This is a genomic window from Blastococcus sp. SYSU D00820, from assembly GCF_054050695.1.
Genome location: NZ_JBJGZW010000008.1, coordinates 1 through 19,634, shown reverse-complemented (window position 1 = coordinate 19,634; position 19,634 = coordinate 1). Strand labels below are relative to the sequence as shown.

Genomic DNA, 19,634 nt, shown 5'->3' with positions numbered 1-19,634 from the left:
CCACCCGGACGAGGAGGAACCGCACCCGTGATCGAGCCACAGGGCGACGAGCGGTACTGGAACAAGCCGACGCAGACCGCGCCGCGCGAGGTGCTGGACGCGCTGCACCTGGAGAAGATCCGGCACCTGGTGGGCTGGGCCTACGAGCACTCCCCGCTGCACCGGCGCATCTACGACGACGCCGGGATCAAGCCGGCCGACATCCGCACGTGGGATGACTACCACCACCGGCTGCCGTTCACGGACAAGCCCGACTACGTGGCCGACCAGGACAGCCAGGCGTCCGGCTTCGGAGGGGTGGCCCTGGGTCGGGAGCACTGGCAGCAGTACTTCCACACCACGGGCACGACCGGCCGCTTCCTCAACGAGGTGTTCACGCCCTACGAGATGCAGAAGGCCGGCTCGCAGTACTGCTACTCGATGTGGGACCAGGGCCTGCGCCCCGGCGACTCGATGTACTTCTGCTTCAACTGGGGTCCCTGGATCGGGCTGTGGACCTTCTACTGGGGCGCCCGCAACCTGAACCTCCAGATCATGTCCGGCGGTGGCGCCGGAACCGCCGAGCGGATCAAGGACATCCTCGAGCTGCGGCCGACCGCGGTCGTGGGCACGCCGACCTACCTCATCCACCTCGCCGAGGCGGCCAGGTCCGAGGGGCTGGACCTGCGCGAGGCGGGCGTCCGGCTGCTGGGTGGCGGCGGCGAGGCGGGGCTGTCCATCCCCGCCACCCGGCGCCAGCTCGGCGAGCTCTGGGGCGTCGGTGACCGCGTCCTCGACGCCTACGGCATCGGCGAGGCGCTGTTCATCGGCCAGTCCTGCCGCGAGTGGGGCGGTGGGGTGCACGTCATCGAGGACGTCGCCCACTCCTACGTGGTCGACCCCGAGACCGGCGCGCCGCTGACCGGTCCCGACGACGTCGGCGAGCACGTCGTCACCAGCTACACCCACTTCAGCCAGCCGTTCATCAAGTACCGCACCCACGACCTGGTGCGGCTGGACCAGCAGCACGACCACGGCTGCGGCTGGACCTGGGGACACATGCCCGGCTCGGTGCTGGGCCGCGCCGACTTCATGGTCACCATCCGCGGCGTGAACGTGTACCCGACCGCGGTGGAGCAGCTGATCGGCGACGTGCCGGGCCTGACCTGCCACTACGAGCTGCACATCTCCCGGCAGGACGGCTTCGACCGGATGCAGGTCCAGGTCGAGGCGGCACCGGACGCCACGCGGGATGCCCCGGCGCTCGCCCATGCCCTGGCCGACCACCTGCGGCAGCGGATCGGCGTCCGGCTCGAGACGCAGGTGCTCGCCCCGGGGACACTGCCCCGGTACGAGCTGAAGACCAAGCACGTCTTCGACCACCGCGCTGCCGAGGAGCGCCCGTCGATCACGCTGGGGAGGCGATGACGTGGAGACCATCGACCGTGGACTCGGCGGGGACCCGCTGACCGCCGCGCCCGTCGTGGGCGACGCCGGCCAGCTGCAGAGGCTGGTCGAACTCCGGTCGCGGCTGGCCGAGGAACGCCGGCTCGCTGCCACCCCGGCGGTCGCCCGTGCTCTGGAGATGGCCGAGCAGCAACTGTTCCTCGGTCTGGGCTACTTCGGCTACTCCGACCGGCTCTTCCCCGAGGAGGACTGAGCGCGGACGCCCGCGCGGCGGCCCGGACCACCGGACGCGGCAGGGCCCGCCCCGGCTGTATCGGGGCGGGCCCTGGTCCGGGCGGGAACGGCTGTCAGGCCGTTCCCGGATCGACGACGTCCACCTCGCGGATGGCGTCGAGCACCTGCTGCACGACGCGGTAGGCCGCCTCGGGCTCGGCCAGCGGGTCGTCGGGAAGCGGGCCGTAGAGATCGCCGACCTCGCGGCCGTAGGCCGGGTCGCCCTGCGCCGTCCGGGCCATGGCGGCCTGGACCTCGATCAGGTCGCACGTCGGGAAGTCGCCGGTGAGCACCCCGCCGGCAGCCCACGTCACCTGCACCAGGCTGCCGTTACGGCTGCCCCGGACGGTGAACCGGGTGGTGGTCGAGGTGACCTGCTGACGGGGCCGGCGGGTGGACCGCCGTGCGCCGGACGGGTCGGCCATGCGCGCCGCACTCACCGCTGGACCCCGACGGCCTGCCAGACCTGCAGCAGCGCCTCGTCACCGTCGAGGTCGTCGTCCCAGCCGTAGGGCTTGGCGAAGACGAAGCACTGCGGTTCCAGGTGCGTCTCGTCGCTCGGGTCGAGGCTGGTGATGGCCACCGACTTGTCCCCGACGGCGACCAGGAAGAACTCCCGGTACTCCGACAGACGCACGTCGAACAGCATCACCCGCCGGTCCGGTCGGGTGAGCTCGACCTTCCAGGCGCCGGCGCGGGGACGGGTGCGCAGCGCGGCCGGCAGCGCCTCCTGCTCGGTCACGCCGGGCACCTCCGGGCCGCGCTCACAGATACCGGCGGTTCGCGCGGTCGTCGGGCACCTCGATGCCGAGGTCCTCGAGCATCGGCCGGGTGTCGGCGATGTACTGCTGGCGCAGTTCCTCGTTGCTCTTCTGGCGCAGTCCCCAGGTGACGTACTTCTCCGAGAAGCCGGAGTCCGACCGGCCGAACATGTCCAGGGCGGCCGGCCACCAGATCCTGATCTTCTCGTTGGCCTCGGCCAGCCCCTCGGGGGTCGAGCAGATCCGCCGCAGGTTGTTCATGCCGAAGGTGGCGTGGAAGACCTCGTCCTTGTGCAGCCGCTCCGCCACGGTGAGCAGGGGCTCGTAGGGCACGCCCTCCCAGGTCTCGCCGATGTAGCAGCCCACCCGGTCGCCCAGGCCGTTGAAGAAGGCGAGGTCGCAGAAGCTCTCGATGGGGAGGTGGAACAGGTACTGCTGGATCTCGCCGTCGACCGGCCCGTGGCCGAGGCTGCGCAGGATGCGGGAGGTGATCACCCCGTGCTCCACCTCCTGCTGCATGAGCTTCGCGTAGGTGACCTTGAGCTTCTCGTCCGGGATGTGCGTCATCCCGGCCACCCAGAGCTTGTTGAGCAGGTCGGTGTAGTGGGGATTGGTCGAGTTCTCGAGGTGGTGGGTCAGCATCCGCACCAGGAGCGTGCGGAACTCCTCCGGCATGTCCTCGTCGCCCTCGCGGTAGATCCGGCGTTCCCCTGTCGTCGCGACGCTCATGACGGCTACCTCCCTTGTCGTGACCTGCATCGCAGAGTAGGTTCTGCCGACAATTCGGTCAACCGACCGGTCGGGAGAAATATTGTCCGGCTCGGTTGGTCGAGATCTCCCCTGGCGGGCCGGTCGGGGGCGGTGGCACCTGTTCGATCAACTCCCGTAGCGGACGACGTGCGACGGAGCACGTCCGGACACCCGGAGGCATCCATGGCAGTCCCCGACCTCTCTCGCCGTCAGTTCCTGGGTGCCGCGGGGGTGGGCATCGGCGGTCTGGCCCTCACCGCGTGCTCCGGCGGAAGCCTCGGTGGCGACGACGGCGGCGACGGCGGCGGCGGTGGCGGCGGCGGTGGCGGCGGCTCGATCACCGTCGGGCTCGTCATCCCGCAGGCCGGCGTCTACACGCCGATCGGCGTGGACATGCAGAACGGCTGGCAGTTGTGGCTCGACCAGAACGACGGCCGGCTCGGCGAGTACGAGGTGGAGACCGTCACCGCGGACGAGGGGGAGGGGCCCGACACGGGCGTGCCCGCCATCCAGGGCCTGCTCTCCGATGTGGACGTCGTCGTCGGCGTGGTCAACTCGGCGACCGCCCTCGGGGTGGCCGAGCAGTTCAACGAGGCGCAGAAAGTGCTGTTGATCGGCAACGCCGGTGCCGGGCCGATCACCGGCGAGGCGACCAACCCCTACGTCTGGCGGGTGTCGTTCACGAACGCGCAGGTGGCGGCCGCGATGGGTGACCACCTGGCCGCCGAGGGCATCGGGCCGGTGTTCGTCATGGCACCCGACTACGCCGCTGGGCAGGAGGTGGTGGCGGGCTTCATCCAGGCCTACGAGGCCGGCGGCGGAACCGTGGCCGGGCAGGCGCTCACCCCCTTCGGCACGACGCAGGACTTCCAGCCGTTCCTCTCGGGCGCGCAGTCCTCGGGCGCAGCCGCGGTGTTCTGCTTCTATGCCGGCGGTGAGGCGGTCGCCTTCGTCAAGCAGTACACCGACTTCGGGCTCAAGGACACCATCCCGCTCTACGGCTCCGGGTTCCTCACGGAGGGCAGCGTGCTGGAGGGCCAGGGTGCGTCCGCGATCGGGGTGCGCACCTCGCTGCACTACTCGACGGAGATCGACAACGAGGCCAACCAGGCCTTCGTCCAGGCCTACGAAGAGGCCTACGGGGTCCTCCCGACGGTGTACGCCATGCAGGCCTACGACGCCGCCAACGTCCTCACCCGGGCCCTGGAAGCGGCCGGTGACGTGTCCGGCGAGGCGTTGACCGCCGCGCTGCAGGACCTCGGCGAGGTCGACGACAGCCCCCGCGGCCCGTGGACCTTCAACGGGCAGACCCCCGAACAGACCATCTACCTGCGGGAGGTGGCCGACGAGGGCGGCGTGCTGCTCAACACGGTGGTCTCCGAGCTGGGCGTGTTCGCGCAGCCCTGATCCGTCGCGCTCCGTCACCGGAGGCCCGCCGGTTCACCCGATCCGCCGCCGCCCTCACCCACACCGATGGTCGGAACGGTCCCGCGTGCATGCGCGGTGGTGGGCTGGGCACCGCGCGGTACAGCACCAGCACGACACGGGGGAGGACGACGGTGTCCGAGATGTACGAGCCGAACGGCGGCGAGGCCGTCCGCACCGCTCCGCTGACCTGCGGCCGCACGGGCGTCGGCCATGCGCCGAACCGGGTGCACATCCTGCTCAGCCAGACCGCGCCGGCCGAGGACTGGCTGCCCGTCGTCGTCATGGACGCCGCCGATGAGGCCGTCACCCTCGCCGTCTTCGGGGAGCTCGAGCGCTTCGCCCACCACGACGCCGACGCGGTGGCCGCCGCCGTCCGCGACGCCGGGGCGCACGGCTTCTACAACCTGCGGTTCAACCTGCTGTTCCTGAGCACCTGGCCGCGCGACGCGGAGGCGGTCTTCTCGCTGCAGCCGGCGCACCGGCCCTACGCCGGCTGCCGGTCCTGACCGCGCCGGAGCCCCGGCCGCGCGCGGCGGCCGGGGCTCCGGGCGTCGGACCCGAGGGTCAGGCGATCCGCCGCGCGGAGTTGTAGCCCGGCATGTCGTCCACGTCGACCACGGCGACCGGCTTGCCGTAGGTCGAGGAGTGCACCATCTGCCCGTTGCCGATGTAGATGCCCACGTGGCTCACCGGGGAGTAGTAGAAGACCAGGTCACCCGGCTGCAGGCTCGCCCGGTCGACCGGCGCGCCCATCGTCGACTGCATGCGCGACGAGTGCGGGAGCTCGATGCCCGCCGCCCGGTAGGCGTACTGCACCAGCCCCGAGCAGTCGTAGCTCGACGGCCCCGAGCCACCCCAGGCGTAGGGCTTGCCCTGCTGGCTGAGCGCGGCGTCGACCGCGGTCTGCGCCGCGGCGTTGGGTGCCGCGACCGGCGCGGCAGCAGCGGGAGCCGCGGCCGCAGGGGCCTCGGCGCTGGCGGAGGCCACCGCCGGGGTGAGGGCCACCCCGGCACCGGCCGCCAGGGCGATGACGGCGCCGCGCAGCGAGCGGCTGGACCGGCGGGGCAGGGACGTGCGCATGGTCGTCATGGACGACGGTTCTCCTCTGTTCCGTGCACCGCCTACCGGGTCAGCTGACGGGTTCGGGCGCGGAAGTCGCCCGGCGCCGTCCGTTCCCGGACAGCGCTTCACCCCAGTGGATCGGTGGGTCCCCGGCCCGGGCGGATGCCCGGTTCGGCGGTGTCCGGCGAGTGCGGCCAGGGTGCGGCAGCGGGTGCGGGTCTCGTCCGGACCGCGACGACGCTAGGTACCGCCCGCCGAGGTCTCCACCCGGCCGACGGCGCCGACACGCCTGCCCGACCGGGAGCGGATCCGGGCGTTGCGGAGCCGGAGTGCGCGCGCCCACCTGCCCTTTCGCGGAGGACGGCGACGGCTGCGGCCCCGACCCTTCCGAGATCGCCGCGTACCGGCGCTGCGTGACAGCCCGTAGCCACGCATGATCACCCGTGCGCGATGATTCGCCGTCCCGGTGTGCGGGCAGACTCCCTGGCAACCAACCGAGGGAGGTTCCGACCATGGGCATGCTCCGCAACCTGGCGGTCGCCGGTATCGCCAAGAAGGCCTACGACCTGGCCCGCAAGCCGGAGAACCAGGCCAAGATCAAGCAGCTGATCGCGCAGATGGGCGAGCAGAACAAGAAGCGCGGCGGCGGCGCCGGCCGCGGCCGCGGCCCGGTGCGCTGACCCGCAGCCGAACACACCACGCGACCCCCGCCCGGGCCTTCCGGGCGGGGGTCGCGTGCGTCGGGAGCCGACGTCCCTGTGAGGCGACAGGGAGTGCTGTGACCACAGGGATCCGAAATGGGGCCGTTCCGAGTCGTCTCGGTACTGGTCCGCCGATGACGACGTCGAGCGGGCCCCCGGTCCGCGCTCCGATCCACCGACGCACCGAGGAATCCCATGGTCCAGAACCTCCAGGCGCCCGCCGAGCAGCCCGCGCCCCCGCAGCCCACGAGCAAGCCCTTCTACAAGAAGGCGTGGTTCCTCGCCCTGGTCGCGATCGTCGTCATCGCCATCATCGCGACGCAGACCGGCAAGGGCGGGTCCGACGACTCCTCCGCCGGCTCGGCCTCCGGCGGCTCCAGCGAGTCGTCGTCCGTCGGCATCGGGCAGCCGGCGCTGGACGGCAAGTTCCAGTTCGTCGTCAACGGCGTCGACTGCAGCGCGACCAGCCTCGGCGACCAGTACGTGAGCATCACCGCGCAGGGCACCTTCTGCATCGTCGACCTGACCATCAGCAACATCGGCAACGAGGCGCAGAGCTTCTTCGGCGAGAACGCCACCCTGCGCAACGCCGAGGGCCAGGAGTTCAGCGCCGACACCGAGGCCTCGTTCTACCTGCCGAACTCGGCCTCGCTGTACGAGGAGATCAACCCCGGCAACACGCTGAACAGCAAGGTCATCTTCGACGTGCCGGTCGGCACGACGCCGGCCTCGCTCGAGCTGCACGACTCCGCCTTCTCCGGCGGCGTCACCGTCGCGCTCCAGTGACGTCCTGATCCCACCGCAGACGACCCCCCCCCGGACCTCCGGGCGGGGGTCGTCGGCGTTCCGGGCGGGATCGGTGGGACGGCGGAGTCATCCGGGACGGCGTCGGACCGTAAATGCCCGACGACCGCTCCCGCGGGTGCGACGGTCACTCCCATGCACCAGTCGCACCACCTCCGGTCCCTGCCATCGACGCCGCTCCGCCGGCGCCCGCGGTTTCCCGCGCTCGCCGTGCTCCTCGCCGCCGGCGTCGCCGTCTCGGCGTGCGGGGGAGGGGACGACGCGTCGGCCGACGCCGAGAGCACGCCCTCGGTCGTCACCGAGACGGTGACGGCGTCGCCCAGCACCCAGCCCGTCGCGCCGCCCCCGGCCAGCTCCACGGCGCCCGCGCCCACGACCGCCGCCGAGCCGGTCGTCGACTTCGTCATGCCGAACCTGGTCGGCGTGGACCTGCAGACCGCCCAGAACACGGTGCAGCAGTTCGGCGTCTTCTACAGCGTCTCCCACGACCTCCTGGGCAGCCGGAACCAGGTCGTCGACTCGAACTGGATCGTCTGCACGCAGAACGTCCCCGCCGGCCAGCAGGTCACCGGCGACGTCGAGGGGCAGATCGACTTCGGCGTCGTGAAGCGCGAGGAGCGCTGCCCCTGACCGGGCCGCACCGACGCAGCGACCCCCGTCCGGGCCTCCGGGCGGGGGTCGCGTGCGTCCGGGCTACTCGTCCTCGGGGACGTCGGCCAGTGCGGCGCCGATCGCCTCGGCGGGCGTCGCGGGCGCGTAGCCCTTCTTCTTGCCCTCCATCCACGTGATGACGTCGTAGACGCGGATGGCCGAGACGTGCGGTCCGATGCCGGCCTGCTCCCGAAGACGCAGCAGGGTCTGGTGCAGTGCTCCGTCGTTGCGGCGCAGCTCGCTGCGCAGCGGCTCCCACTGCGTGTCGTAGGCGTCGGTCACCTTCGCCACCACGGAGTCGTAGATCGGCACCAGGTGCGGCCGCTTGCGGGCGAGGAGCTTGCTGGCGATCGTCGGCCCGATGCCCGGCAGGTCGTCGAGCGCCTTGTTCAGCCGGCGGGCCGGCCAGGCCTTGTCGATCGCGACGTCCTCGGTGACGAGGTCACGGTCCGGGCCGACGGCGTGCAGCAGGTCGGCGAAGCGCGCGGCCTCCGTGCGGATCAGCCGGCGGGCCGTCATCGGCGGGACGGCCACGGACAGGAACGTGACGGCGACCAGGTCCTCGGCGGTGAACCGGTCGGGGTCGTTGCCGCCCCAGGTGTCGAAGTGGGCGCCGGTGTAGGCGTCGCCGCCGTCCGGGCCGTAGTACTCCTGCAGGTACCCGAGCGCAGTCGCCTCGTCGTCCAGGCAGCTCGGCAGCGTGTAGGCCATGGGCTCACCCTCCGTCCACGGCGAGCAGCCGCCGCTTCGCCGCGCGGAACTCCTCGTCGGTCAGCAGCCCCGACCGGTACAGATCCGCCAGCTTCCCGAGGTCGTCGACGGTCGGGCCGGCGGGGGAGGGGACGGGAACGGGAGCGGGGCGGGGCGCCCGCCGGCGCAGCACCACCGCACCCAGCACCGTCAGCGGGATCCCGGCGCCCAGCGCGACCAGCCCGCCGAGCAGCTCCTCGCTCGTCCGGTCGGCGCAGATCTCCTCGGCCAGGTCGGAGAAGGTGCCGTTGGACCGGTAGCCCAGCGTGCTGCTCCAGTACTCGGTCGAGTCCGACGGATCGGGGAGGAACGCCGAGCCGCAGCTGGTCGTGCCGGCCTGCTGCGGCGCCAGCCCGACGACGAGCCCGGTCACCACCAGCCCGATGCCCACCAGCAGCGCGAGCACCGCGCCGGTCGCCGATCTCCGCTTCGCCACGCCCCGACCCTGCGGCAGGCCGGCACCGTGATCCAGACGTGCGGCGGACCGGCTCACCCGGGCAGGGGAGCCGGGCCGCCGGCGATCAGGGGCGTCCGGCGTGCGGCACCTCGACCCGCGTGCTCACCAGCACCGCCTCGCGCACCGGCGCGCGGTTGTGCTCGTAGAAGTCCGGCGCGCAGCACATCAGCAGCGTCCGGCCGTCGTCCCCGCCCAGCATGCAGGCGTAGACGCCGAGCCCCTCCGGTGCGGCGATCTCGTCCACCACGCCCTTGCCCTCGGCGACCCGCACCACCCGGCCGCCGGTTGCGTCGGCCGCCCAGACCAGCCCCTCGGCGTCCAGCGTGCAGCCGTCCGGCGCGACGGTCAGCTGGCCGAGCACCTCCTCGGTGGTCCGGCCGGTCACCTCCGGCCCGAGCTCGGCCCACACCCGCCGGTTGGACAGCGTGCCGTCGACGCCCAGGTCGAACGCGGTGTACCGGTTGCCGAGCGTCTCGCCGACGATCAGCGTGCCGCCGTCCGGGGTGATCACCGAGCCGTTCGGGAACTGCAGCCCGTCGGCCACCTCGGTGACCGTGCCGTCCAGGTCGATCCGCTTGAGCGTCGCCGTCGCGGCGTCCCCGCCGGCCATCAGGTCGAAGCCGAAGTCACCCACGAACACGTGCCCGTTCGGTCCGACCACCAGGTCGTTGAGGTGCCCGCCGCAGTGTGGGGTGAGGTCGGCCAGCGTCGACACCTCGCCGTCGGCGTACCGGAGCACCCGGTGATCCTTCATCGAGACGACGACCATCGAGCCGTCCGGCAGCCAGCCCAGCCCCGACGGCTGCGCCTCGACCTCGGCGACCACCGTCTCGGTGCCGTCCGCGGCCAGCCGGCTCACCGTGTGCCGGTAGAAGTCCGAGATCCACCACGTGCCGTCGTGCCACCGCGGGCCCTCGAAGAACCCGCCACCCGTCAGGACCGTCGTCAGCTGCTGCTTCGCCATGTCGCGGACCCTAAGCGGTGCGTGACCGGCGTCACTCACGAGGGCTGCCGGGAACCGCAGCGTCCCTGCCAACCCGGCCCCGGCACCTGTCCGGGGCACGCCAGCCCGGCGAGACTCCGGAGCCGTGCGCCTCGACGACCTCCCGCTGCCCGACACCGCCGCTGCCCGCACCGCCCGCGAGGTGGTCGAGGAGTTCGCCTCCCCGGCGCTGGTCAACCACAGCGTCCGCGCCTACCTGTTCGCCGCCGACCACGCCCGCCGGCACGGCATCGCCTTCGACGCCGAACTGCTCTACGTCGCCGCGATGCTGCACGACCTCGGCCTGGTGCCCGCCTTCGACAACGCGACGCTGCCGTTCGAGGACGCCGGTGCCGCCCTCGGCTGGGTGTTCGCCGCCGGCGCCGGCTGGCCGGTCGAGCGGCGGCGCCGGGTGGGGGAGGTGATCGTGCGGCACATGCACGACGAGGTCGACGTCGCCGCCGACCCCGAGGGCCACCTGCTCGAGCTCTCCACCGGCCTGGACATCAGCGGCCGCGACCCCGACGGCTGGGCGCCGGCCTTCCGCGCCGAGGTGCTCGACCGGTATCCGCGGCTCGGCCTGATCGAGGAGTTCGTCGGCTGCTTCGAGAGCCAGGCCCGCCGCAAGCCCGGCTCCCTGGCCGGCCGGTTCGTCGCCTCCGGCTTCGCCGCCCGAGCGCGGGCCAACCCGCTCGACCGGGGCTGAGCTACGTTCCAGCCCGTGCCCGACGCCCGCCGCAGGTTCGCCGTCGACGCCCTCGAGCGGTGGACCGCCGGCGTCCTGCGCGCCCACGGCATGAGCGAGGACGACGCCGCGCTCGGCGCCCGCGTCGTGGTGGACGCCGACCTGTCCGGCACCGAGACGCACGGGCTGTCGAACTTCTGCACCCACTGGCACTACGCGCCCGGCCTGGCCGACGGCTCGGTGAACCCCACGGCGCGGCCGGCGGTGCTCCGGGAGTCGTCGGTCACCGCCGCCTGGGACGCTGACCGCGGCTTCGGCCCGGTGGTCGCCGCCCGGGCGATGCAGGCAGCCATGGACAAGGCCGAGGAGCACGGCGTCGGCATGGTGACCGTGCGGGACGGCTGCCACCTCGGCGCCGCCGGCCACTACGCCCGGATGGCCGCCGAGCGCGGGCTGATCGGCATGGTCATGTCGCACACCGCCGCCGCGGTGGCGCCGCCCGGCGGCACCCGGCCGGCCGTGGGCACCAACCCGCTGGCCGTCGGGGCGCCGGTGGCCGACCGCCCGCCCTTCGTGTTCGACATGGCGGTGACCGCCGCGGCCGGCACCAAGGTTCAGGTGGCCGCCCGGGAGGGCCGGTCGGTGCCGCTGGGCTGGATCGTCGACGCCGACGGCCGCCCCACCACCGACCCCACCGCGGCCGCGGGCTACCTGCTGCTCGGCGCCCAGCCCGACGGCAGCGGCGGGCACAAGGGCTTCGGCCTCGGGATGGTCGTCGACATCGTCAGCGGCGTGCTGTCGGGCACCGGCTCCGGCCTGTTCGCCACCTTCGGCCCGGACTGGCGGATCGGCTACTGGCTGGCCGCCTGGCGGATCGACGCGTTCGTCGACCGGGCGGAGTACGACCGCGGCATGCGGGAGCTGGCCGACGGGCTGCACGCGATCCCGCCGGCGGAGGGCTCGGCCGGGGTGCTGCTGCCCGGCGAGCGGTCGGCGGCCCTGCGCGCGGAGCGGCGGAGCGACGGCGTCCCCCTGGACGCCGCCGTCATCGAGAACTGCACCGCGCTCGGCCGGTCGGTCGGGGTGCCGTTCCCCGACCCGGCGTGACCTCGTGCTCTGCCCACGGGTGTGGGCAGAGCACGAGGTCGGCTGGGCAGAGCCCGGGGGTCAGTCGCCCTTGACGTTCACGATCTGGCGCAGCGTGTGCCGGATCTCGACGAGGTCGGCGGCGTCGGCCATGACCACGTCGATGTCCTTGTAGGCGTCGGGGTGCTCATCGAGGAACGCGTCGGAGTGCCCCCACGCGATCCCCGCCATCCGCGCCTCGAGGTCGCGCCGGTTGAACAGCCGCCGCGCCGCCGAGCGCGAGTGGTTGCGCCCCGCGCCGTGCGGCGAGGAGGTCAGCGACTCGGGGTTGCCCTTGCCGACGACGACGTAGGACGCCGTCCCCATCGATCCGGGGATCAGTCCCCACTGCCCCTCCCGCGCGGAGATCGCGCCCTTGCGGGACAACCACACCTCGCGGCCGTAGTGCGTCTCGCGCTCGGTGTAGTTGTGGTGGCAGTTGACCGTCTCGAGCCGCTCGACGTCCCGGTGCAGGAACCGCCCGAGCTGGTCGACGACGCGGTCCATCATCTCCTCGCGGTTGAGGAACGCGAACCGCTGCGCCCAGCGCAGCGCCTCGATGTAGGCGTCGAAGCTCGGCTCGCCCTCCTCCAGGTAGGCGAGGTCGCGGTCGGCGAGCTCGATGCCCCGGTCGCGGCAGCGCTGCTGGGCGATCGCGATGTGCTTGCTCGCCAGCTTGTTGCCCACGCCACGCGAGCCCGAGTGCAGGAACAGCCACATCCGGTCGGCCTCGTCCAGCGACACCTCGATGAAGTGGTTGCCCGAGCCCAGCGAGCCCAGCTGCAGGGGCCAGTTCGGCGCGGCGGCGTCGGCCTGCCCGGCGCCGGGCAGCGCGCGCAGCTCCTCGACCCGCGGCGCCGCGGTGTCGCGCACCTTCTTGTTGTACCGGCCGGCCGACAGCGGGATCGCCCGCGAGATCTGCTCGTGCAGCACGTCCAGCTTCGTGCCGGCGAGGTCGCCGGCGGCGAACTGGGTGCGCACCGCCATCATCCCGCAGCCGATGTCCACCCCGACCGCCGCCGGGATGATGGCGCCGTCGGTGGGGATGACCGAGCCGACGGTCGCGCCCTTGCCGAGGTGCGCGTCCGGCATGAGGGCCAGGTGCGGGTGGATGAACGGCATCGCGGCGGTGCGCTCGGCCTGCGCGCGGGTGGTGTCCTCCAGGATCGACGCCCAGTTGAGCAGGCGGTCGCTGATTCTCTCCATGTCCCTTTCGTCTCTCCGTGGCCCGGACTCCGGTGTCCGGTCCGGACGCACAGGAGACGCCGGATTCGCCGTGCGCGCACCCGGATTACCCGGCGGCGGCCGCGCCACCCGGGGGAGAGAAGACCTAGTCGCGGCCGAGCAGGCGCAGCTGCGGGCGGGTGGTCAGCCGCTTCTCCAGCGTCACCCGGTGCCGGCCGTCGGCCTCGTGCCGGAAGTCCAGCCGGTCGACCAGCGCCTGCATCAGCAGCAGGCCGCTGCCGTCGTCCACCCGCGCGCGGCCGGCCGCGGTGGTGGGGCGCGCGTCGGTGTCGAAGCCCTCGCCGTCGTCCCAGACGGTGATGCGGCACAGCCCGTCGTCGATCGCGACCGACACCTGGTAGCCGGCGTCCCCGCCGCTGTGCTGGACGACGTTGGCGCACGCCTCGGTCAGCGCGAGTGCGATCTCCTCGACGGTCTCCTCGGGCACGCCGAGGTGCTCCAGTGCCTGCCGGCACAGCCCGCGCACGAACGGCACGCTGTTGGTGTCGACCGGGAGGGTGACGGTGAAGGTGATGTCCATGCCACCCCGCCCTCCTCATCGCCTCGCGATTACCCTGCGTACGAGCCAGTGTGGCCGAACGAGGGAGCCGATCGTGCAGTTCGAGGTGGAACGCATGACGGTGCACGGGCAGCCGGGGCTGAGAGTACGCGGCGAGCTGGACATCGCCACCGCCCCCGACCTGGCGGCGGCGGTCGACGCGGAACTGGCCGCCGGCGCCCGCTCGCTGGTCCTCGACCTGGCCGAGACCACGTTCCTCGACTCCTCCGGCGCCCGGCAGCTGGCCCTGACCGCCCGGCAGGCCGGCGCCGGCGACGTCCGGCTGCAGGTCGTCTGCCCCCGCGGCAACCGGCCGGTCCGCATGGTGATCGACATGCTCGAGCTCGACCGGGTGGTGCCGGTGGTCGAGACGGCGACCTTCGTCTCGGGGGACAACGTCTCCTAGGGGTGGTGCCTCGTAGGGTCGGGTGGTGACGACGCCGCCGGCTCCGCCCGCCGACCCGAACGACACGCTCACCGAGGCCGGCCTCGAGGACGCGCTGCTGCGCTGCGCCGACGAGCCCATCGCGATCCCGGGCGCCATCCAGCCGCACGGTGCGCTGCTCGCGGTCACCGAGCCCGACCTCGCCGTCGTCGTCGCCTCGGGGAACGCCGCCGAGCTGCTCGGCCGCGATCCGGCCGGGGCCACCCTCGGCGACCTGCTCGACGGCCCCGACCTCGACCGGCTGCGCGCCGGGCTGGCCGGCGACCTCGCCGACGTCAACCCGCTGCGCATGCGGCTGGGCGGCGAGGAGTTCGACCTGGTGCTGCACCGCAGCGGCCGGCTGCTGGTCACCGAGTGGGAGCCGCTGCGCGGCGCGGAGCAGGCCGGTGCCGCCTGGCACCGCCGGCTGCCGTCGGTGCTGCAGCGGCTGTCAGCCACCGAGGACCTGCAGGAGCTCACCGACGTGCTGGCCCGCGACGTCCGGGCGCTGACCGGCTTCGACCGGGTGATGGTCTACCGCTTCGACGCCGAGTGGAACGGCGAGGTCATCGCCGAGGACCGCCGTCCCGACCTCGAGCCGTTCCTCGACCTGCGCTACCCGGCCAGCGACATCCCCGCCCAGGCCCGGGCGCTGTACACGACCAACTGGATGCGGCTGATCCCCGACGCCACCTACCGCCCGGTGCCGCTGCAGCCGCCGACGGACCCCGCCACCGGGGCGCCGCTGGACCTCTCCGGCGCCATGCTGCGCAGCGTCTCGCCGGTGCACCTGGAGTACCTGGCCAACATGGGCGTGGTCGCCTCCATGTCGGTGTCGCTGATCGACCGCGGAAAGCTCTGGGGCCTGATCAGCTGCCACCACTACGCCGGTCCGCGCCGGCCCAGCTACGCCGACCGGGTGGCCGCCGAGTTCCTCGGCCGCACCGCGTCGCTGCTGCTGCACACGAAGGTGGAGGCCGGCGAGCAGGCCGCCGTGGTCGAGGTGGCCCAGCGGGAGACCCAGCTGGTCGCCGCGGTGGGCCGGTCGGCGCGCAGCCCGCTGTCGGCGCTGACCGAGGGCGAGCTGACCGTGCTCGACATGCTGCCGGCCGCCGGCGCCGCGGTGCGGCTGGGCGGCCGGCTCACCCTGCTCGGGCGGACCCCGCCGGCCGACCGGGTGGTGCCGCTGGTCAGCACGCTGCTGGCCGACGGCGGCGTCACCGACGCGCTGCCGCGCCGGGTGCCGGAGTTCGCCGACCTGGCCGAGGTCGCCAGCGGCGTGCTCGCGGTGCCGGTCGGCGGCGGGGCCGACGGCGACTTCCTCGCCTGGTTCCGCCCGGAGACCCCGCGCGAGGTCACCTGGGGCGGCAACCCGCACACGCCCAAGCTCGCCGCCGGCGAGACCGGGCTGCGGCTGAGCCCGCGCCGCTCCTTCACCGCCTGGACCGAGACCGTGCGGGGCACCGCCCGCCCGTGGCGCGAGCACGAGGTCGGCGCCGCGCGCACGCTCGCCGGGCACCTGCGCGAGACCGCCCGCACCCTCGCCGACGAGGAGAACCGGCTGTCGGCGGCGCTGCAGCGCACGCTGCTGCTCGACGCGCTGCCCAAGGTGCCCGGCGTCGACGTCGCCGCCCGCTACCTGCCCAGCGCGGACGACGTCGTCGGCGGTGACTGGTACGACCTCGTACCGCTGCCCAGCGGCCGGCTGTCGATCGTGCTCGGCGACGTCGCCGGGCACGGGCTGGCCGCGGCGTCGGTGACCGCGCAGGTGCGGCATGCGCTGCGGGCGCACCTGCTGCGCGACCTCGGTCCGGGGGTCGCGCTCGCCGACCTCAACCAGCTGCTCACCTCGCTGCTGCCCGGCGAGCTGGTCACCGCCGTCATCGCCCAGCTCGACCCCGACACCGGGGAGGTCGCCGTCGCCAACGCCGGGCACCTGCCGGTGCTGCACGTCTCGGGTGGCGCCGGCGAGTTCCTCCGCGACGGCCGCGGCCCCGCGCTGGGGCTGCTCGACGTCGCCGTCTACCCGGAGATCCACGTGCGGCTGGGCCAGGCGGACCGGCTGTTCCTCTACAGCGACGGCCTGGTCGAGCGGCGCACCCGCTCCCTCGAAGACGGCATGGCGGCGCTGCGCGCGGCGGTGGTCGGCGCCACCGGCAACGTGCGGGCGGCGCTCGACGCGGTGCTGGCCGCGCTGTCGCCGTCCGACAGCGACGACGTGACCGTGCTCGGCATCGGCCGCACCGCCGGCTGAGGTGGAGTGCCACAGCGCAGGTTTCCTGCGCCGTGGCACTCCGCCTCACGCGGGGACGGGGACGCCCAGCCGGGGGAGCACCTCGGAGACGACCAGCTCGACGTCGCGGACGAGGTCGGTGCTGAACAGCAGCGTGTTGACCTGCCGCGCGCCGTGGGCGCCGAAATCGCGGATCCGGTCGACCCACTGCTCGGGCGTGCCGTGGATGCAGGTGAAGTCCAGGTGCCCGAGCGGGCTGCCGAAGATGGCCCGCATCGCCGGGTCGAGCACCGCCTCCGCCTCCCCGTCGCGCCGGCCGATGGCGGCGAAGACGTAGGCCGCCGGCAGCAGCGCCGCCGGATCGCGGCCGGCGTCGACGGCGTGCGCGGTGATCTGCTCCCACGCGGCGGCGAACTCGACCGGGCCGGCGAAGACCGACAGCCAGCCGTCGCCGAGGGTGCCGGCGCGGCGGTAGGCGCCGGGGGAGTTGCCGCCGACGAGGATCGGGATCATCGGCTCGGGCCGCGGGGCGATGGTCACCCCGGAGCAGGCGTAGTCCGGGCCGTCGTAGTCCAGCTGCCCGGTGGACCAGATCCGCCGGAGCAGGTCGATGTAGACGTCGGTCACTGGCGCGCGGCGGTCCAGGCGGACGCCGGCCAGCGTGAACTCCTCGGGCCGCAGCCCGCCCAGGCCGATGCCGGCGACCACCCGGCCGCCGGAGAGGAACTGCGCGGTGGCCAGGGCGTGCGCGGTGTAGACCGGGTTGCGGCGGGCCACGCAGAGCACGCAGGTGCCGATGGTGACCGTCGAGGTGCGGGCGGCCAGCGCGGCGAGGAAGGCCTGAGCCTCCAGCCAGGGCATGTCCGACACCGTCCGGTCGGTCACCCAGATGGAGCCGATGCCGCCGCGCTCGGCCAGCTCGACCGCGGGCCACAGCTGCTGCGGCGGCGCCGCGGGCGGCAGCACCAGCCCGACCGACGGGACCTGCTCAGCACCGGTCATCGCTCCCGACCTCCCCCTCGAGAACCGGTTCCCCGTGACGAGCGGACGCTAGGCCCGCCCGGAGCGCACCGCAGAGGCCCGAGGACCCCGCAACGGAGGGGTGCTGCGTAGTTCTACGACCGGCTCAGACCAGGAAGCGGTAGGCGGTGGTGCCGGGCGCGAGGTGCTGGATGCGCAGCGGGCTGGACTCGATCCGGCCGAGCAGCGGGGCGAGGTCGCCGGTGCTGCCGAGCTCCAGGCCGACCAGCGCCGCGCCGGTCTCGCGGTTGTCCCGCTTGAGGTACTCGAACTGCACGATGTCGTCGTCGGGGCCGAGCACCTCGTCGAGGAAGCGGCGCAGCGCGCCGGGCTCCTGGGGGAACTCGACGAGGAAGTAGTGCTTGAGCCCGCGGTGCACCAGCGACCGCTCGACCACCTCGGCGTAGCGGCTGACGTCGTTGTTGCCGCCGGACAGCAGGCAGACGACGGTCTGCCCCGGCTCCACGGTGACGTGGCCGCCGGTCAGCGCGGCCGTGGCGAGGGCGCCGGCGGGCTCGGCGATGACGCCGTCCACCTGGTAGAGGTCGAGCATCTCGGTGCAGATCTGCCCCTCGGGGACGGCGACCAGCTCCGCGCCGCTGTCGCGCACCAGGGGAAAGGTGACGTCGCCGGCGCGCTTGACCGCCGCGCCGTCGACGAAGGTGTCGATCTCGGACAGCTCGACCGGGTGCCCGGCGGCCAGCGCGGCGGACATGTTGGCCGCGCCGCCGGGCTCGACGCCGACCAGCCGGGTGCCGGGGGAGTGCTGCCGCAGCCAGGTGCCGGCGCCGGCCAGCAGGCCGCCGCCGCCGACCGGGAGGACGACGACGTCGGGCCGCTCGGGCAGCTGCTCCAGGATCTCGACGGCGACGGTGGCCTGGCCGACGACGGTGGACAGCGCGTCGAAGGCGGGCACGAGCGTGGCGCCGGTGGCCTGCCCGTGGCGGGCGGCGGCGGTGGCGGCGTCGTCGTAGGTGTCGCCGGAGATGACCAGCTCCACCATGCCGGCGCCCAGCGCGAGGATCCGCTGCCGCTTCTGCCGCGGCGTGGTGCCGGGGACGAACACGTAGCCGCGCACCCCGAGGACGGCGCAGGCGTGCGCGACGCCCTGGCCGTGGTTGCCGGCGCTGGCGCAGACCACGCCGGCGGCCCGGCCGGCCTCGTCGAGCCCGGCGATGGTGTTGTAGGCGCCGCGCACCTTGTAGGACCGCCCGATCTGCAGGTCCTCCCGCTTCAGCCACACCTGCGCGCCGGTGGCGGCCGAGAGCCGCTCGTTGCGCTGCAGCGGGGTGCGGACGGCGACGCCGGCGAGCCGGGCGACGGCCTCGGTGACCGCGGCGTCGAAGCCGACGTCGGTGGAGGTGCTCACGGCTCCATCCTCGTCGCTCACACGGGCTGCAGGGTGCCGGTGTAACAGCGCCCACACGCCGGGTCGCCGCAGCCCCGCTCGTAGTCGAGGGCGGCGAGCTGCCGGACGACGTCCGGCCGGGAGTCGCGCAGCCGCGCCAGCCGCCGCATGCGCACGGCCCAGGTGAGGACGACCAGCACCGCCAGCACGATCGTCAGGCACAGCCGCCAGAGCTCACGGGGGAAGACCGCGTCCCACGGCAGGGGCACCAGGTGGGCGAGCAGCGCGACGGGGACGAACCACAGCACGGTGCTCCGGAAGACCGCTCCCGGCCAGGGGGTGCTCCGCGGGATGCGGCGCAGCCGCTCCTCCAGCAGCCGCCGGCGGGCGTCGAGGTCCGGCTGCGCCAGCACCTCGGACGACGCCTCCCGGGCCGCCCGTCGCTCGTCGTGCTCGGCGGTCTCGCGTGCCCGGGCGGTCCGCTCGGCTTCGGCCCGCGCCGCCTCTTCCGCTTCCGCCCGGCGCGCGGCCGCCTCGATGCAGCTCCGGCAGATCCGGCGACCGTCCCGGCGGACGCTGTCGTCACCGCAGACGTCCTGGCCGCAGTCGGCGCACCGGCCGATGGAGTAGGTGCCGCAGGAGCACCGCGCACCTCCCGGGGATCCCGGCGCACCCTCGGCGTACCGGTGGCCGCAGGGCTCCGACCACCGGGAGTACTGCGGCCGCATGGCCAGCGGCTCGCCGTACGGACCGCGGGGCCCGCCCTCGTCCGGGACCATCTGCATCGCGGTGCGCGGCACCTGGCCGGTGCACTGCCAGAAGCCGGGCGCGATCGGATCCCGCTGCGTCGAGCCGCACGACGGACACGCCATGACGGGTTCCTCCTCCGGACGTCCGCCGCCCGCTCCGGACGGTGGGGGTGGTGCTGCGGAACCTCGGGGGGTGGGCCCCCCCCGGGGGGGTGGCCCTCCGCGCGGGCGGGGGGTTTGGCCCCCGCATCGCGGGGCGGGG

General features: G+C 73.6%; 23 protein-coding genes and 1 riboswitch. Of the genes, 11 read left to right on the top strand and 12 right to left on the bottom strand.

The window, feature by feature from the left end; all coding sequences use genetic code 11:
• Positions 1-27 precede the first annotated feature (27 nt).
• Together ACI79R_RS10780 and ACI79R_RS10775 are read left to right on the top strand one after the other, a co-directional pair.
• Positions 28-1,407, top strand: coding sequence for a phenylacetate--CoA ligase family protein (locus ACI79R_RS10780; RefSeq protein WP_456573611.1), 1,380 nt, complete (start codon positions 28-30; stop codon positions 1,405-1,407).
• Between the two features lies 1 nt (position 1,408).
• Complete coding sequence (locus tag ACI79R_RS10775) at positions 1,409-1,639, top strand: hypothetical protein (RefSeq protein ID WP_456573610.1); 231 nt, start codon at positions 1,409-1,411, stop codon at positions 1,637-1,639.
• 94 nt (positions 1,640-1,733) lie between these two features.
• Here ACI79R_RS10775 and ACI79R_RS10770 read toward each other — a convergent pair whose 3' ends face one another.
• The 3 genes from ACI79R_RS10770 to ACI79R_RS10760 are packed head-to-tail and all read right to left on the bottom strand — an operon-like array spanning position 1,734 to position 3,149.
• Positions 1,734-2,084: a hypothetical protein gene (locus tag ACI79R_RS10770; protein WP_456573609.1), complete on the bottom strand. Its 351-nt coding sequence runs from the start codon at positions 2,082-2,084 to the stop codon at positions 1,734-1,736.
• 11 nt (positions 2,085-2,095) lie between these two features.
• On the bottom strand, positions 2,096-2,401 hold the full coding sequence (locus tag ACI79R_RS10765; protein ID WP_456573608.1) for a hypothetical protein: 306 nt from the start codon (positions 2,399-2,401) through the stop codon (positions 2,096-2,098).
• Positions 2,402-2,423: 22 nt separating this feature from the next.
• Positions 2,424-3,149: a Phenylacetic acid catabolic protein gene (locus ACI79R_RS10760; RefSeq protein ID WP_456573607.1), complete on the bottom strand. Its 726-nt coding sequence runs from the start codon at positions 3,147-3,149 to the stop codon at positions 2,424-2,426.
• 204 nt (positions 3,150-3,353) lie between these two features.
• On the opposite strand from ACI79R_RS10760, the gene ACI79R_RS10755 reads away from it, so the two are divergent.
• Both ACI79R_RS10755 and ACI79R_RS10750 read left to right on the top strand, forming a co-directional pair.
• Positions 3,354-4,577, top strand: coding sequence for an ABC transporter substrate-binding protein (locus ACI79R_RS10755; RefSeq protein WP_456573606.1), 1,224 nt, complete (start codon positions 3,354-3,356; stop codon positions 4,575-4,577).
• A 152-nt stretch (positions 4,578-4,729) separates the two neighbouring features.
• Positions 4,730-5,104: a hypothetical protein gene (locus ACI79R_RS10750; RefSeq protein ID WP_456573605.1), complete on the top strand. Its 375-nt coding sequence runs from the start codon at positions 4,730-4,732 to the stop codon at positions 5,102-5,104.
• A gap of 58 nt (positions 5,105-5,162) precedes the next feature.
• Here ACI79R_RS10750 and ACI79R_RS10745 read toward each other — a convergent pair whose 3' ends face one another.
• Positions 5,163-5,687 carry an NlpC/P60 family protein gene (locus tag ACI79R_RS10745; RefSeq protein WP_456573604.1) on the bottom strand — a complete coding sequence of 175 codons (525 nt, stop codon included), beginning with the start codon at positions 5,685-5,687 and terminating at the stop codon, positions 5,163-5,165.
• 14 nt (positions 5,688-5,701) lie between these two features.
• A riboswitch (cyclic di-AMP (ydaO/yuaA leader) is annotated at positions 5,702-5,847 on the bottom strand.
• A gap of 325 nt (positions 5,848-6,172) precedes the next feature.
• On the opposite strand from ACI79R_RS10745, the gene ACI79R_RS10740 reads away from it, so the two are divergent.
• From ACI79R_RS10740 to ACI79R_RS10730, 3 genes are all read left to right on the top strand, one after another.
• On the top strand, positions 6,173-6,340 hold the full coding sequence (locus ACI79R_RS10740) for a hypothetical protein (RefSeq protein ID WP_456573603.1): 168 nt from the start codon (positions 6,173-6,175) through the stop codon (positions 6,338-6,340).
• A gap of 216 nt (positions 6,341-6,556) precedes the next feature.
• Positions 6,557-7,147, top strand: a complete 591-nt coding sequence (locus ACI79R_RS10735) for a DUF4352 domain-containing protein (protein ID WP_456573602.1) — start codon at positions 6,557-6,559, stop codon at positions 7,145-7,147.
• 228 nt (positions 7,148-7,375) lie between these two features.
• Complete coding sequence (locus tag ACI79R_RS10730) at positions 7,376-7,795, top strand: hypothetical protein (protein WP_456573601.1); 420 nt, start codon at positions 7,376-7,378, stop codon at positions 7,793-7,795.
• Between the two features lie 63 nt (positions 7,796-7,858).
• On the opposite strand, the gene ACI79R_RS10725 is transcribed toward ACI79R_RS10730, so the two are convergent.
• From ACI79R_RS10725 to ACI79R_RS10715, 3 genes are all read right to left on the bottom strand, one after another.
• The gene (locus ACI79R_RS10725; RefSeq protein ID WP_456573600.1) at positions 7,859-8,527 is read right to left on the bottom strand and encodes a DUF6308 family protein; all 669 of its coding nucleotides are present in this window, start codon (positions 8,525-8,527) and stop codon (positions 7,859-7,861) included.
• 4 nt (positions 8,528-8,531) lie between these two features.
• A complete protein-coding gene (locus ACI79R_RS10720) occupies positions 8,532-9,002 on the bottom strand; it encodes an SHOCT domain-containing protein (protein WP_456573599.1) in 471 nt (156 codons plus the stop codon).
• Between the two features lie 85 nt (positions 9,003-9,087).
• Positions 9,088-9,987, bottom strand: a complete 900-nt coding sequence (locus tag ACI79R_RS10715; protein WP_456573598.1) for an SMP-30/gluconolactonase/LRE family protein — start codon at positions 9,985-9,987, stop codon at positions 9,088-9,090.
• Between the two features lie 124 nt (positions 9,988-10,111).
• Between ACI79R_RS10715 and ACI79R_RS10710 the strand changes: the two genes are divergently transcribed.
• Positions 10,112-10,711 carry an HD domain-containing protein gene (locus tag ACI79R_RS10710; protein WP_456573597.1) on the top strand — a complete coding sequence of 200 codons (600 nt, stop codon included), beginning with the start codon at positions 10,112-10,114 and terminating at the stop codon, positions 10,709-10,711.
• A gap of 15 nt (positions 10,712-10,726) precedes the next feature.
• Positions 10,727-11,797 carry an Ldh family oxidoreductase gene (locus ACI79R_RS10705; protein ID WP_456573596.1) on the top strand — a complete coding sequence of 357 codons (1,071 nt, stop codon included), beginning with the start codon at positions 10,727-10,729 and terminating at the stop codon, positions 11,795-11,797.
• Between the two features lie 60 nt (positions 11,798-11,857).
• Here ACI79R_RS10705 and ACI79R_RS10700 read toward each other — a convergent pair whose 3' ends face one another.
• Together ACI79R_RS10700 and ACI79R_RS10695 are read right to left on the bottom strand one after the other, a co-directional pair.
• Complete coding sequence (locus ACI79R_RS10700) at positions 11,858-13,021, bottom strand: RtcB family protein (RefSeq protein WP_456573595.1); 1,164 nt, start codon at positions 13,019-13,021, stop codon at positions 11,858-11,860.
• A gap of 124 nt (positions 13,022-13,145) precedes the next feature.
• A complete protein-coding gene (locus tag ACI79R_RS10695) occupies positions 13,146-13,580 on the bottom strand; it encodes an ATP-binding protein (protein ID WP_456573594.1) in 435 nt (144 codons plus the stop codon).
• Positions 13,581-13,653: 73 nt separating this feature from the next.
• On the opposite strand from ACI79R_RS10695, the gene ACI79R_RS10690 reads away from it, so the two are divergent.
• Together ACI79R_RS10690 and ACI79R_RS10685 are read left to right on the top strand one after the other, a co-directional pair.
• The gene (locus ACI79R_RS10690) at positions 13,654-14,004 is read left to right on the top strand and encodes an STAS domain-containing protein (RefSeq protein ID WP_456573593.1); all 351 of its coding nucleotides are present in this window, start codon (positions 13,654-13,656) and stop codon (positions 14,002-14,004) included.
• 25 nt (positions 14,005-14,029) lie between these two features.
• Entirely contained in the window at positions 14,030-16,276 is a 2,247-nt protein-coding gene (locus tag ACI79R_RS10685; protein WP_456573592.1) for a SpoIIE family protein phosphatase, read from the top strand.
• A gap of 45 nt (positions 16,277-16,321) precedes the next feature.
• On the opposite strand, the gene ACI79R_RS10680 is transcribed toward ACI79R_RS10685, so the two are convergent.
• From ACI79R_RS10680 to ACI79R_RS10670, 3 genes are all read right to left on the bottom strand, one after another.
• On the bottom strand, positions 16,322-17,257 hold the full coding sequence (locus tag ACI79R_RS10680; protein ID WP_456573591.1) for an LLM class flavin-dependent oxidoreductase: 936 nt from the start codon (positions 17,255-17,257) through the stop codon (positions 16,322-16,324).
• Positions 17,258-17,381: 124 nt separating this feature from the next.
• Positions 17,382-18,644 carry a threonine ammonia-lyase IlvA gene (ilvA, locus tag ACI79R_RS10675; protein WP_456573590.1) on the bottom strand — a complete coding sequence of 421 codons (1,263 nt, stop codon included), beginning with the start codon at positions 18,642-18,644 and terminating at the stop codon, positions 17,382-17,384.
• A 17-nt stretch (positions 18,645-18,661) separates the two neighbouring features.
• Positions 18,662-19,495: a hypothetical protein gene (locus ACI79R_RS10670; protein ID WP_456573589.1), complete on the bottom strand. Its 834-nt coding sequence runs from the start codon at positions 19,493-19,495 to the stop codon at positions 18,662-18,664.
• Positions 19,496-19,634 lie beyond the last annotated feature (139 nt).

What these genes read in the sequence shown, in the direction of transcription:
- ACI79R_RS10725 (WP_456573600.1), bottom strand. Translation starts at nt 8,527, where the DNA reads ATGGCCTACACGCTGCCGAGCTGCCTGGACGACGAGGCGACTGCGCTC.
- ACI79R_RS10760 (WP_456573607.1), bottom strand. Translation starts at nt 3,149, where the DNA reads ATGAGCGTCGCGACGACAGGGGAACGCCGGATCTACCGCGAGGGCGAC.
- ACI79R_RS10680 (WP_456573591.1), bottom strand. Translation starts at nt 17,257, where the DNA reads ATGACCGGTGCTGAGCAGGTCCCGTCGGTCGGGCTGGTGCTGCCGCCC.
- ACI79R_RS10740 (WP_456573603.1), top strand. Translation starts at nt 6,173, where the DNA reads ATGGGCATGCTCCGCAACCTGGCGGTCGCCGGTATCGCCAAGAAGGCC.
- ACI79R_RS10735 (WP_456573602.1), top strand. Translation starts at nt 6,557, where the DNA reads ATGGTCCAGAACCTCCAGGCGCCCGCCGAGCAGCCCGCGCCCCCGCAG.
- ACI79R_RS10700 (WP_456573595.1), bottom strand. Translation starts at nt 13,021, where the DNA reads ATGGAGAGAATCAGCGACCGCCTGCTCAACTGGGCGTCGATCCTGGAG.
- ACI79R_RS10670 (WP_456573589.1), bottom strand. Translation starts at nt 19,495, where the DNA reads ATGGCGTGTCCGTCGTGCGGCTCGACGCAGCGGGATCCGATCGCGCCC.
- ACI79R_RS10695 (WP_456573594.1), bottom strand. Translation starts at nt 13,580, where the DNA reads ATGGACATCACCTTCACCGTCACCCTCCCGGTCGACACCAACAGCGTG.
- ACI79R_RS10745 (WP_456573604.1), bottom strand. Translation starts at nt 5,687, where the DNA reads ATGACGACCATGCGCACGTCCCTGCCCCGCCGGTCCAGCCGCTCGCTG.
- ACI79R_RS10770 (WP_456573609.1), bottom strand. Translation starts at nt 2,084, where the DNA reads ATGGCCGACCCGTCCGGCGCACGGCGGTCCACCCGCCGGCCCCGTCAG.
- ACI79R_RS10715 (WP_456573598.1), bottom strand. Translation starts at nt 9,987, where the DNA reads ATGGCGAAGCAGCAGCTGACGACGGTCCTGACGGGTGGCGGGTTCTTC.
- ACI79R_RS10755 (WP_456573606.1), top strand. Translation starts at nt 3,354, where the DNA reads ATGGCAGTCCCCGACCTCTCTCGCCGTCAGTTCCTGGGTGCCGCGGGG.